13 protein-coding genes are annotated in these 12947 nt (G+C 44.6%); 7 read left to right on the forward strand and 6 right to left on the reverse strand.

Annotated features, from left to right (window positions below; all coding sequences use genetic code 11):
• Positions 1–48 precede the first annotated feature (48 nt).
• The 5 genes from ACO05V_RS15905 to arsJ all read left to right on the forward strand — a co-directional run bounded on the left by ACO05V_RS15905 (position 49) and on the right by arsJ (position 5292).
• Positions 49–1539 (forward strand): SulP family inorganic anion transporter, encoded by a 1491-nt coding sequence (locus ACO05V_RS15905; protein WP_421853589.1) that lies wholly within the window; start codon positions 49–51, stop codon positions 1537–1539.
• Between the two features lie 33 nt (positions 1540–1572).
• The gene (locus ACO05V_RS15910; RefSeq protein WP_421853592.1) at positions 1573–2424 is read left to right on the forward strand and encodes a universal stress protein; all 852 of its coding nucleotides are present in this window, start codon (positions 1573–1575) and stop codon (positions 2422–2424) included.
• A gap of 216 nt (positions 2425–2640) precedes the next feature.
• Positions 2641–2985: a metalloregulator ArsR/SmtB family transcription factor gene (locus ACO05V_RS15915; protein ID WP_421853595.1), complete on the forward strand. Its 345-nt coding sequence runs from the start codon at positions 2641–2643 to the stop codon at positions 2983–2985.
• A 35-nt stretch (positions 2986–3020) separates the two neighbouring features.
• Entirely contained in the window at positions 3021–4034 is a 1014-nt protein-coding gene (locus ACO05V_RS15920; protein ID WP_421853599.1) for an ArsJ-associated glyceraldehyde-3-phosphate dehydrogenase, read from the forward strand.
• 31 nt (positions 4035–4065) lie between these two features.
• Positions 4066–5292 (forward strand): organoarsenical effux MFS transporter ArsJ, encoded by a 1227-nt coding sequence (gene arsJ, locus ACO05V_RS15925; RefSeq protein ID WP_421853601.1) that lies wholly within the window; start codon positions 4066–4068, stop codon positions 5290–5292.
• Here the strand turns inward: arsJ and ACO05V_RS15930 are convergent.
• From ACO05V_RS15930 to ACO05V_RS15945, 4 genes are all read right to left on the reverse strand, one after another.
• A complete protein-coding gene (locus ACO05V_RS15930) occupies positions 5289–5582 on the reverse strand; it encodes a type II toxin-antitoxin system RelE/ParE family toxin (RefSeq protein ID WP_421853604.1) in 294 nt (97 codons plus the stop codon). The two genes, arsJ and ACO05V_RS15930, sit on opposite strands and share 4 nt — an antisense overlap.
• A 1-nt stretch (position 5583) precedes the next feature.
• Positions 5584–5805 carry an addiction module protein gene (locus ACO05V_RS15935; RefSeq protein WP_421853607.1) on the reverse strand — a complete coding sequence of 74 codons (222 nt, stop codon included), beginning with the start codon at positions 5803–5805 and terminating at the stop codon, positions 5584–5586.
• Positions 5806–5950: 145 nt separating this feature from the next.
• Positions 5951–6412 (reverse strand): NfeD family protein, encoded by a 462-nt coding sequence (locus ACO05V_RS15940; protein WP_421853610.1) that lies wholly within the window; start codon positions 6410–6412, stop codon positions 5951–5953.
• Between the two features lie 2 nt (positions 6413–6414).
• Positions 6415–7353 (reverse strand): SPFH domain-containing protein, encoded by a 939-nt coding sequence (locus ACO05V_RS15945; protein ID WP_169460147.1) that lies wholly within the window; start codon positions 7351–7353, stop codon positions 6415–6417.
• A gap of 184 nt (positions 7354–7537) precedes the next feature.
• Between ACO05V_RS15945 and ACO05V_RS15950 the strand changes: the two genes are divergently transcribed.
• Positions 7538–8359: a helix-turn-helix domain-containing protein gene (locus ACO05V_RS15950; protein WP_421853615.1), complete on the forward strand. Its 822-nt coding sequence runs from the start codon at positions 7538–7540 to the stop codon at positions 8357–8359.
• A 5-nt stretch (positions 8360–8364) separates the two neighbouring features.
• Here the strand turns inward: ACO05V_RS15950 and ACO05V_RS15955 are convergent, their stop codons facing one another.
• Both ACO05V_RS15955 and ACO05V_RS15960 read right to left on the reverse strand, forming a co-directional pair.
• Positions 8365–9432 carry a threonine aldolase family protein gene (locus ACO05V_RS15955; protein WP_421853618.1) on the reverse strand — a complete coding sequence of 356 codons (1068 nt, stop codon included), beginning with the start codon at positions 9430–9432 and terminating at the stop codon, positions 8365–8367.
• Between the two features lie 177 nt (positions 9433–9609).
• Entirely contained in the window at positions 9610–10761 is a 1152-nt protein-coding gene (locus tag ACO05V_RS15960; protein WP_421853621.1) for a peptidase C39 family protein, read from the reverse strand.
• A 451-nt stretch (positions 10762–11212) separates the two neighbouring features.
• Here ACO05V_RS15960 and ACO05V_RS15965 point away from each other — a divergent pair, with 451 nt between their 5' ends.
• A complete protein-coding gene (locus tag ACO05V_RS15965) occupies positions 11213–12691 on the forward strand; it encodes a RimK family protein (protein ID WP_421853624.1) in 1479 nt (492 codons plus the stop codon).
• Positions 12692–12947: the final 256 nt, after the last annotated feature.

A 12947-nucleotide genomic window follows, 5' to 3' on the forward strand; every position in this document is an offset into this window, starting at 1 on the left:
AGAATTAGCGTCTGCTTAATTTACTCTTATTTATTCAGAAGGTAATACATGATCGATACGATAAAACGAGACTGGTTCTCAAACATTAAAAGCGACACACTCGCTGGCACTGTGGTTGCCCTTGCTTTGATTCCTGAAGCCATTGCCTTTTCCATCATTGCAGGCGTCGACCCTAAAGTAGGCTTATATGCCTCTTTTTGTATTGCTGTTGTAATCTCATTCCTAGGCGGTCGTCCCGGCATGATTTCTGCCGCAACAGGCGCCATGGCTTTGCTGGTCACTGATTTAGTAGCGCAACATGGATTGCAGTACTTACTTGCTGCCAGCTTACTGACTGGCATTTTTCAAATTATCGCGGGGTATTTAAAACTCGGCTTATTAATGCGATTTGTGTCCAAGTCGGTGGTCACAGGCTTTGTGAACGCTTTAGCCATTTCAATTTTCGTGGCACAATTACCTGAACTGACTAATGTAACCTGGCACGTTTATGCAATGACAGCCGTAGGTCTTGGCATCATCTACTTATTCCCATTACTTCCTGCCATTGGCAAATCCATTCCATCACCAATGGTGTGTATTGTTTTACTAACGGTCTTTTGTACAACCTATGGCTTAGACATACGTACTGTTTCTGATATGGGTGAGTTACCCAATTCACTACCCATTTTCCTATGGCCTGACATTCCATTAAATTTAGAAACTTTGATGATCATCTTGCCTTACTCTCTCAGCCTTACAGCAGTAGGTTTAATGGAATCTATGATGACCGCGACTATTATCGATGAATTTACTGATACAAGTAGTGATAAAAACCGCGAATGTAAAGGTCAAGGTATTGCCAACATTACTTCTAGTTTACTTGGAGGAATGGCTGGTTGCGCCATGATTGGTCAATCAGTTATTAACGTCAAATCAGGTGGACGAGGTCGCCTTTCTACTTTTCTTGCTGGCTTTTTACTGTTGATTATGGTGGTTTTCTTGGATGATCTCATCGGACAAATCCCAATGGCTGCTTTGGTAGCGGTAATGATCATGGTGTCAATTGGTACATTCTCCTGGGAATCCGTTATCAACCTGAAAAAACACCCACTCTCTACTAATATTGTGATGTTAGCGACTGTCATTACTGTATTAGCAACTCACGACCTTTCAAAAGGTGTCTTAGTCGGCGTCCTGATCGCAGCAATGTTTTTTGCGCATAAAATTAGTCGATTCATGGTTGTGAAAAAAGAGCAAGATGAGCAAAATGGAATTCGGACTTATAAAGTCATTGGTCAAGTATTTTTTGCATCGACAACTAAATTTATTGCATCTTTTGATTTTAAAGAAGCAGTGGAAAGCGTTACGATTGATTTAACCGATGCGCATTTTTGGGATATCACAGCCGTGTCAGCTTTGGACAAGGTGGTTATCAAATTCCGACGTGAAGGTGCCGAGGTTGAACTGGTCGGTATGAACGAAGCCAGTGCTACGATTGTCGATAAATTTGGGGTGCATAATAGCCCTGAAGAAGTCGAAAAAGTAATGGGCGGTCATTAAGTCCACCCTTCGAAAAAGAAAAAGGAGTGCAACATGACTAATATAATTGCCTGTATTGATGGATCTTCTCTATCTGAGTGCGTCACCACAGCATCCGTGTGGGCGGCCAAGCAAATGGGCTCGCCACTAACCTTGATGCACTCCTTAGAAAAAGAAGCCTCGAGAACCGATGAAGATCTTTCTGGCTCAATCGGCTTAGGCAGTCGAGAACACTTGCTAGAAGAGCTTGTCGCCTTGGATGCAAAGCGTGCCAAATTGGCCTTAGAGCATGGCAAACTGGCACTCGAAAATGCCAAAGATTTTGCGCATAAAGCTGGTGCTAAGCAAATCGAGCTATTGCAAAGACACGGCGACCTAGTCGACAACCTCCTCGACCTTGAGGAAGAAACTCGCCTTATCGTCGTAGGTCGTTGCGGCAGCGGCCATACGCAAAGCGCCCACACCATTGGCTCTCACATTGAACGCGTCGCTCGAACACTGCATCGTCCAATTTTAATCAGTGTTGGACAGTTTAAAATACCCACCAACTTTATGATTGCTTACGATGGTCGAGAAGCCGCAGACAATGCCATCGAACGTATTGCACAAAGCCCACTATTACTTGGCCTGCCTTGCCATCTGGTTATGGCTGGCGAAGCAACATCAGAAAAACGTGCCAAGCTCGAAGAGGCACATCGAATTCTTGAAGAAGAAGGCTTCGACGTCACAGCATCCATCATTCCGGGTAAGATCTATCCAGTACTGACTCAATACCGTGAAGAAAATGGCATCGAACTCATGGCAATGGGAGCGTATGCTCACTCTAAAGTTCGTCAATTCTTCGTTGGCAGCAACACCAGCAAGATGATAATCGAGAGTGATATTCCACTTCTGATTCTGCGTTAAAGCATTCAATTTCTATCAAACAATACTCATCAAGCAATATCCATCAAGGGCGACTTCTTCGGAACTCGCCCTTTTTATTGCCTTCGACTTTTCTATTTTCAGCCCAAACCATAGATGAACTTTTTGTTAAATGTTTAACAATTAGAATATATGGTTTTGCATATATACGTTTTTCCATATACACTTCGATCAACATTAACTGATGTGTTTTTTACAATGAAGCCCGATAATTTCTACAAAGCGCTCGCCGATGACACCAGATTGCGAAGCCTATTACTCATTACTCAATATCAAGAACTGTGCGTTTGCGAACTCACCGAAGCACTAAATGAAACGCAACCTAAAATATCTCGCCACCTTGCTCAGCTACGAAAAAATGGTGTTCTGAGTGATCGAAGACAAGGACAATGGGTGTTTTATCAATTACACCCTGAACTGCCTAATTGGGCGAAGAGTGTCTTACAAACCACATTAGACAACCAAATTTTGTGGCTAAAAGACAACATAAATCAGCTCGAAACCATGGGCGGCAGGCCAAAACGTACTGGAACTTGCTGCTAAACATCCAATTTTCATCATGCATTTGAGACAACACAATGACTATTAAAGTAGGAATAAACGGCTTTGGCCGTATGGGACGACTTTCTTTTCGCGCAGCTTTTGACTGGGACGATGTGGAGTTTGTGCAAATCAACGATCTAAAAGGCGATGCAGCCACACTTGCTCACTTGGTTAACTTCGACTCGGTTCATGGTCTCTGGCACAACGAGGCAAGCAGCGAAAGCAACAATATCATTGTGAATGGCAAAACCATTACTTGTACACAAAATCGTACGATTGCAGAAACGGACTGGTCGCAGTGCGACGTGGTGATTGAAGCAACTGGCGCAATGAAAACCAAAGCCGCGCTGCAAGCTTATTTGAATCAAGGCGTGAAGCGTGTTGTCGTTACCGCCCCAGTCAAAGAAGATGGCGTTCTGAATATCGTCATGGGCGTTAACGATGACGACTACGATCCAAGCTTACATCCTATTGTCACCGCAGCGTCTTGCACCACCAATTCACTCGCCCCAGTGGTTAAAGTATTGCAAGATGCTATAGGCATAAAGCATGGCTCTATGACAACAATTCATAGCATCACCAACACACAAACCATCATTGACGCGCCGCACAAAGATTTACGTCGAGCTCGTTCTTGTGGCAGCAGTTTGATTCCAACCACCACAGGCTCAGCCACCGCCATTACGCATATCTTTCCAGCACTAAAAGGCAAACTAAACGGCCATGCTGTGCGCGTGCCTTTGACCAACGCGTCTTTAACCGATTGCGTGTTTGAAATGAAACGCCCGACGTCAGAAGAAGAAATCAATCAACTACTCAAAACCGCCAGCGAAGGCGAATTAAAAAACATCCTTGGCTACGAAGTTCGCCCATTAGTATCGATTGATTACCGTACCGATCCACGCTCTTGCATCATCGATGCACTCAGCACCATGGTGATTAATGGGACACAAGTAAAACTCTACGTTTGGTACGACAATGAATGGGGCTACGCAAATCGTACAGCCGAATTGGTGCGCAAAGTCGGTACGCTAGATAAAGCGATCTAATACAAACAACAGAGCAAAGCGAAAATAACCCATGCTGTCACAATTACCAAAAAGCGTTCGTCAGTACCTTATCGTCACCGGCAATTACTGGAGCTTCACTCTGACCGACGGCGCGTTGCGCATGTTGGTCGTGTTGTATTTTTATCAGCTGGGTTATGGCGCACTGGACATCGCTTTGCTCTTCTTGTTTTACGAATTCTTTGGCGTCATTACCAACTTATTTGGTGGCTGGCTTGGTGCGAAATGGGGACTCAACCGCACCATGAACATTGGCCTCGCCATGCAAGTTGTCGCCTTGTCTATGCTGTTATTACCCGCCAGTTTTCTCACCATTCCTTTGGTCATGGCGGCACAAGCTTTATCCGGCATCGCCAAAGATCTCAACAAGATGAGCGCCAAAAGCGCCATCAAAACCCTAGTACCCAAAAACGCCAGCGGCACTTTATACAAATGGGTCGCTCTACTAACCGGCTCGAAAAATGCCCTCAAAGGCGTGGGTTTTTTTCTCGGTGGTTTTCTACTCAGCACTATTGGTTTTCATAATGCCATCTTAGCCATGGCGATTGCCCTTGCTATCGTTTGGCTTGCCAGTTTGTATCTACTTCGAGAAGATTTAGGCAAGGCGAAGAACAAACCGAAGTTCTCACAAATGTTTTCCAAGAGCGCTGAAATCAATATTCTGTCTGCCGCTCGCCTCTTTCTGTTCGGCGCTCGGGATGTATGGTTTGTGATTGCTGTTCCGGTGTATTTATCCAGCCAGTTTGACTGGGATCACTGGCGCGTCGGCAGCTTCCTCGCCTTGTGGGTCATCGGCTACGGCATAGTCCAAAGCCTTGCACCACACATCACAGGAAAAACCAAACAACAAACACCAACCGGCACACAAGCCAGATTCTGGGCCATATTACTAACAGCCATTCCTGCGGCCATCGCGATTGGCTTAGAAAGCGCCGATCAGGCGTTATGGATACTGTTGAGTGGGCTTATCGTGTTCGGTGTGGTGTTTGCTATCAACTCTTCGCTACACAGCTACTTAATCGTTCACTATGCCAGTGAAGATGGCGTGTCATTAGATGTGGGCTTTTACTACATGGCCAATGCCATGGGACGGCTCATTGGCACGATTTTGTCAGGCTGGATTTACCAAGACTTTGGATTAATTGCCTGCCTTTGGGTGTCTTGCGGGTTTCTTGTTCTCACCAGTGTTATTTCGTTTTGGTTGCCGCAGAAAATCACCAGTGCAGAAAGCACCAATTAACCTCTTTTCAACCAATAGCCCGGATTTTTACTGTTATGCATGATGGCAACCATATAAAGGTTATCTGAATGCACTTGATAAATGACAGAGAAAGGAAAACGAGATAATAAAAATCTATGATGATTTGCACCGAACTTGGGCCAAGTTCGAGGAAGCGCCAGAATTGTTTTGAATGCAGATTCAAGCTCTTTAATAAAATCATCACCAAGCCCTTTGGCTTGAAGTTGATACCAATCATAGGAGGATTTAATTTCCTGACTGACATCAGGGTGAAAGGTTAAATTCAACATATTATTTTATAACTTGAGCCTTAATCTCCTCCCAATGTACTGCCTTTACATCACCAGATAACAAAGCATTGCTGCGATCTTCTGCTAATGCCAACCAAGCCGACTCGACATCATTACTTGGCTCACCTTCAAGAGAAGACAAAAGACAATGAGCTGCCAAAGCTTTTTCACTAGGCGTTAATAGCTCCATATTATCCAGTACGGTTTTTAATGCGTCAGACATATGCATCACTCCTATCCACGTTACAAGCAAGTCTATCACTGAATGCTGGCTTTTGCCTCCCACCCAAAGCCATAAAAAAACACCAAGCATGTTCGGCGCTACAACCGACACACTTGGCGTTTCTTTTATCAGGATCTAAAGCCGTTTACTTAGTGCTAATCGCTTTGATGTGCAATTTGCCTACTTCGGCCTCAGTCACTTCTACTTTCGTTCCAGCTTCAATGGGCTCTTCACTTACCAAAGACCATTCAATACCAGAATAGTGGTACTTAGGAGACTGAGTTGGCGTTACAGCTTCTTTCAAAAAGAACTGATGATCGGTAAATTCGCTTTTAGTTTTTTTGGTGCTCACCTTAGATTGCATGCGTTTAAGCGGCTTCCACAATACTAACGTGGCCAATATGGTCATCACGCCAGTGCTTAAAGAAGCGCTCAACAAACTATTCGGCAATACCCCAACATAAACTAAAGCACCGGTCGCCATCGCAGCCAAGCCAACAAAGAACAGCACAAAGGTAGAAAAACCTAGTACCGCCACTTCGATGACCAATAGAATCAAACCAACAATAAACAAGCTTTGGGCCAGATTATTGGCAATGATATCCATACCTAGCTCCCTTTCGTCATTTTCTGAATAATCGTCATCGCTTGAGCAACCACAGCAGACGCTTCAGTTGCGCCATCTGGCAACAAGACAACAGACGATTCTTTGGCAATCGCGCGCTTAGCTTCGATTGCCTTGCTTGCAAGATCAAGCTGAATGGCTTTTTGACCTTCTTCGGTCGCCGCAGCTTCACCAACCTGACGAAGGGCTTCTGCTTGTGCGGATGCAACAGCAACGATAGCTTTCGCCTCACCTTCTGCGCGCAATACTTGCTCTTCTTTATCTGCTTCTGCCGCCAAAACCACAGACGCTTTTTGACCTTCGGCACGGTTAATCGCAGCTTGACGATCCCCTTCCGATTCCAAAATCTGCGCACGCTTAACACGCTCTGCTTTCATTTGTGCTTCCATTGCTTCCATCACAGATTGGGGTGGAACAATGTCTTTTATTTCATAACGCAACACCTGAATACCCCAAGGACCTGCTGCATCATTGATCGACGCCACAATATTGGTGTTGAGCACATCACGCTCTTCAAATGTTTTATCCAATTCCATTTTACCTAACTCAGAACGCATAGTAGTTTGCGCTAACTGAGTCACCGCGAAGACATAATTCTCCACACCATAAGTTGCTTTATAAGGATCTAATACACGGAAATACAATACGCCATCGACACGCAAAGAAATATTATCCTTGGTGATAGCGCTTTGCTCAGGCACATCAACGGCCTGCTCTTTTAACGTGCGATCGGCAGAAATACGATCAATAAAAGGAAAGATGAAATTCAACCCGGCCTCTTTTGTGGATTGGTACTTACCGAAACGCTCAATAACGTATGCCTGATTTTGTGGCACAAACTTGATCGAGGTTTTTAGCAGCACAACCACCAGTACAAGCACCAGAGTCTGAACGCTCAATATATAGCTAAGTAACTCTTCCATAACAATGAATCCTTAAATTTTCAAAACACAACAGACTTATATTCTTAACACGATGTTATGAATCACCACGCACAAAAATACAAGCAGAACGACTATTTTTATTGCTACCATAGTAAGCACTGTTAAGGTGCAAAAGTCACCAATAAAACCAGATTAATTGAAGAAGCAATGAGATCTTTACACGATGTCGAGCACTGAATCCTTTCACTACCAACACATTGAAGAACTACCCGGCGTGGTTATTAGTGAAGCAAGACTCACAGAGTTTCATTTTCAGCCACACTACCATTTGGATTACCATATAGGGCTTGTTACTCAAGGCTCTCAACACCAGAAAGTTCAACATAAAACTCTGGACTTAGTTCCTAAGCAAATTTGCCTGATGCCACCTAGCGAAGTTCACGATGGTTCAGGGCGAGATAATACAACACGCCACTTAAAAACCTTTCGCATTCCAGCAGAATTAATACAAGCCGCGCTGCTCGACAGCCAAGCTCGAGACACCAACCTACAGCTTGCCCCGTCGATAATCGATCAGCCCGCACACAACCGTTCGTTTTTACAACTTGCTCAAGCTTTTGATCCAAGCCAATACGCCAGCCAACTCCACAAAGATACGTTATGGGCGAACGCGCTTTCAAACTTACTGTTTGCGGCAGAGAAAAAACCACTGATCCAAGAAAACGCAGGTCTAACGAATCAACAAATACAAAGTGTTCGAGATTACTGCGAAGCCAACTTATCCAGCAAAATCTCTTTGAATAACCTAGCAGAATTATGCGGACTAACGCGCTTTCAATTTATTCGACGTTTCCAAAAGCAAACCGGACTCGCGCCACATGCATGGCTAATGCGCTTAAGACTAGAACGAGCTTGCGCACAATTAGCCAAAACCAATGCCATGATCACCGACATCGCTGCCGATGTCGGTTTTTATGACCAAAGCCACTTTAATCGGGCCTTCAAACAAGCCTTCGGGGTTGCGCCATCTGGTTATCGCTCTTAGCAAAATTATTGCCCAACAAACGCCTTCGCTGACGCAATAAACGCCTCAACCCCTTCTTTTGGTGTTCTAAAAGACGTCACCAATCGAATCACACCTTCTTCCCAACGACCACCGTAAAAACCAAAACCTTCAGTTTGCAGGTGGTCAATCATTGGCAAGGGCAAGGTACAAAACAACATATTCGCCTGAGCTGGTGTATTAATTTTTACACCCGGAACGGTTTTCAAACCATCTTGTAACAGCGCCATCATAGCGTTGGCATGAGTCGCATTGGTACGCCACAAATCATCCGTTAAGTAAGCAATCATCTGAGAAGACAGCAAACGCATTTTGGAATGCAAATGACCACCACGTTTGCGACGATAACCCAACTCTTTCGCTACCTTTTCGCTAGAAATCCCTTTGTCTTCCAAAGCTTGTTTGAACACAACAATGGCTTCTGCCGCCATCACACCATTTTTCGTTGCACCAAAAGACAAAATATCGATACCTGCTTTCCACGTCATTTCCGCGGGTGTACAACCCAAAGCAAGCAAAGCATTGGCAAAACGCGCCCCATCCATATGAACAGGTAAATTAACCGATTTCGCCACGCTCGTAATGGCGCGTATTTCTTCTAACGAATACACACTGCCCACTTCGGTGACTTGTGACAAACTGATCGCCGAAGGCTGGCAAGAATGCACATCACCGATTTTTTGATTGACCAATTTTTGCAGCTGAACGGGATCCATCTTGGCATCCACACCACCGATACCAACAAAACGCGCGCCATTGGTATAAAACTCCGGCGCGGTACACTCATCATTCAGCAAATGGCTTTCAGAGTGACACAACACACTACCCCATGGCGGCGTTAGCGCACTGATGCTTAATACATTCGCTGCCGTGCCAGTAGAGACCAAAAAGACATCCACATCGCACTCGAAAAGCTCCGACAACATACCCGTGACTTGCGCCGTGCCATCATCATTACCGTACGGCATGGCATCGCCTTGCGCGGCTTCCAACATGGCTTTAAATACGGAATCTGACGCACCGACAATATTGTCACTAGTAAACGCAACCTTCATTGAATACTCCTTAAATCAATTTATTTCATTTCAATGAGTAACATCATGCCAGCCTTTAAAAACCAGCGCTTGGATTTTTGTGCAGAAGGTAACAATAAGAAAGATGTATCTTCTTCTACCATGTCGAAAAGAAGATACAAGGAAGATGTGAGCCAAGTGAAATTGTGAAAAATGAGCTTATTGTGCCTTTAGCACCACTGTCGCTTGCAAGCGACTTTGCCCAAAACGCGACATTTTTTCAAACTCATCACGGGCTATCGGCACATATTGGCAATCCAACGGACTTGGTGGATCGTCAGGCAACTTTTTATCGTCGTCTAAGTCTGGATCATGCACAAGAATGCAATGTTCGTCGTAGCCGGACATCACCACCCAATGGGGGGATTTTTTTCCGTCCATGCGAAAGGTGCTGATCAAGATAATCGCCAAAGCGCCCTCATCAAAGGCTTCGATCAATTGTTCTAACGGCATCGCTGTATAGTGCAAGGGAACATCGGCTTCCTCGCATTGTTGAGCAAAGCTTTCATGCACGCGCGTGATAACATTTTTCTTCAGCTCGTTTCGCACACTGTCGACAAACAATGGGCCTTCTTCGCTCAACCAAACATCCGCAGACAAGCCACGTTTCTTCGCCGCCAAAGCCAAGCCCATCGGATGACAACCGCCATGACCAGACGTCATAAAAATCGTCGTCGCTTCACGCCAAATTTCTAACTCATCGTTAGGCGTCGCTTGATAATCTGGATGCATAGACGACAACACCATTTGCAGCGACGCAGGGCCGCACGTGAATGGCGTGCCTTGTGCTAACCAAGGAATCGCGCGCGTGGTTTGTTCATCACCCGCATGACGCAAACGTTTCTGCATACGAATCGCATCGGTTTGATCTTCGTAATAAGCATCATAATGACCAAATTCCTTGTAACCCATTTTTTGATATAACGCGATGGCATTGTGATTCACATCACTGACTTCCAAACGCAGCAACATCTTGCCTTTTTTAAGGGCTTTTTTCTCACAGGCTTGGATCAACAATTTTCCAATACCAAGGCCACGCGCTTCAGGCGAAACCGCAAGCGAATACAAACGCGCCAAGTGAGTACCTTGGCGAAGGTGTAGCAAAGCATAACCCAGCAGCTCACCGTCTTCCTTCATTGCGACAAATAAAGCCGAGCCAGAACTCGTAATGGCATGACGAAAGCTACGACGACTCAAACGGTCACCAGTAAAAGCTTTGCCTTCCAAAACGAGCAAGGCTTTTAAATCGTCTACACTGGCTAAACGGATATCAATATTTGCAGAAGGACTGGTGACCGGGCTTGTGATCATTACATCGCCTCTAAAGGGCAAAAGGTCGCTAGGATCGTCGAACCGTCATCTTTTTAATCCCTACAAAAGAGAGTGAAAAAGCCACAATTTAACGATGAAAATTTTCGCGCATTCTAGGGCGAAACTTACCTAAAAGATAGTCTATTTTTTCATCAAAAAAACATTTTATTTTTTCATGCAAAAAACTTATTCACGATGTCACGAGCGAAGTTAAGACGAGGCAAAAATAGACGAGAAAACGGAGTTTATGTTTTATAAATGAGCATTTTCGAGTCTATTTTTAACAAAGTATTAGCAAGCGCAGTAGTCGCGAAAAGTTTTTTTTAGACTATTGTTAAATTTGTAAAACAAGCGCACTATCCGCACAAATTGAGGGTACTTTTTAACCTCCTTTTTAAAGCAACTTTTACAAACTCATAGTGTTTTTTAAGCAAAAGGAAAAGCATACCCAATGTCACAGACTTACATTGTTGTTGATCAGGCCAAAGATTGGTCCGCGTTTTTACCGAGTGATCGAGTGATCACTTTTACTCAATACCTAAACTTGGCCGCGACAAAAAGCCAAGGACGCACACGAATCATCAACCTATGTAAAAGCAGCAAATATCTGTCTGATGGATATTACTGCTCGCTGTTGGCAGAAAGCCGTGGTCATCACGTTATGCCTTCCGTGCGCGTGCTTAATGACCTAAGCAAAAAAGACCTTTATGAGTTAGAGATCTCTCAATGGTTACCATTGCTGGCAAAAAAACTCGCTAAACCAGAAGCACCGATGGAAATGAAATTCCACTGCGTATTCGGCAAAACGATTCATCCAGAAATGAAGGAATTCGCACGCAAACTCTTCGAAAGTTTTCCTAGCCCTGTATTGGAAGTAACTTTGAAATTCCGCAAAGAATGGCAAGTCACCGCCCTCTTCTCTACCTCACAAAGTAAACTGAACGACGTAGAAGAGACCCTATTCGCCGAATCTTTGGAAGCTTTTAGCAACAAGGTATGGAGCAAAGGCCGTATTCAACGTGCCGCGAAATTCGATATGGCAATTTTGGTTAACCCAGAAGAAGCCATGCCGCCAAGTGACGACCAAGCGATTAAAAAGTTTATCCAAGCGGGTAAACAACTTGGCATACACGTTGACACCATTGGTCCAAAAGACATTATGCGTCTGCCAGAATACGATGGCTTGTTTATTCGTGAAACCACCAACATCGACCACCACACCTACCGCTTTGCCAAAAAAGCCGAAGGCTTGGGATTAGTTGTTATGGACGACCCACAATCCATCATGCGCTGTACCAATAAAGTGTACTTAGCAGATTTGTTCAACACTCACAAAGTACCTTGCCCAAAAACACGCATCGTGCACAAGGGTGAAGACAACGTAGAAGACGCATTGGAAGCCGTGATCAGCTACCCAATGGTGGTAAAAATTCCAGACGGCGCGTTTTCTAAAGGCGTGATCAAGGCAGAAAACCGCGAAGCTTTGACCGAAAGTTTGAATACTTTGTTTAAAAAATCGTCTTTGCTATTGGTGCAAGAATACCTTTACACCGAATTCGACTGGCGTATCGGCGTCCTGAACAACAAACCGATCTTTGCTTGTCGCTACTACATGGTGAAAAACCACTGGCAGATTTACCAACATACAGGTAGCAAAAGCCAAAGCGGTGGATTTGATACGTTACCAACTTTCGAAGTGCCACGACGCGTGCTACAAGCCGCCATCGCTGCTACCAAACCGATTGGTGAAGGTTTATACGGTGTCGACGTTAAAGAAATCAGCGGCCGTGGTTACGTTATCGAAGTTAACGACAACCCAAGTATCGACCGCGGCGTAGAAGACAAATACCTAGGCGATGAACTCTACATGCACATCATGTCGGAGTTCTTGCGTCGCATGCAGGTGAAACGAGGCGATATTCACGCTTGATAAGCAAGTACTCTAGATATGCGAAAGGCGACTGATGAGTCGCCTTTTTTGTTTAGTACCTTCCCCTTTTTTCAAGGGGACAAAAGCTTTTTTCCCTCCCCTTATGTCTTCCAAGGGGAGGGCTAGGGAGGGGTTATTATCTTATTTGAGTACCATTCAAACACTTTGTATACATGACCTTTATTACGCCCTGCTGGGCGTGTAACTTTTGCCCAGATCCGCAAAAGTAACCAAAAAGTCTCTTTAAGATCTTTAA

The sequence above is a fragment of the Marinomonas sp. genome, from assembly GCF_965225885.1.
In the GTDB taxonomy this organism is placed as follows: Bacteria; Pseudomonadota; Gammaproteobacteria; order Pseudomonadales; family Marinomonadaceae; genus Marinomonas.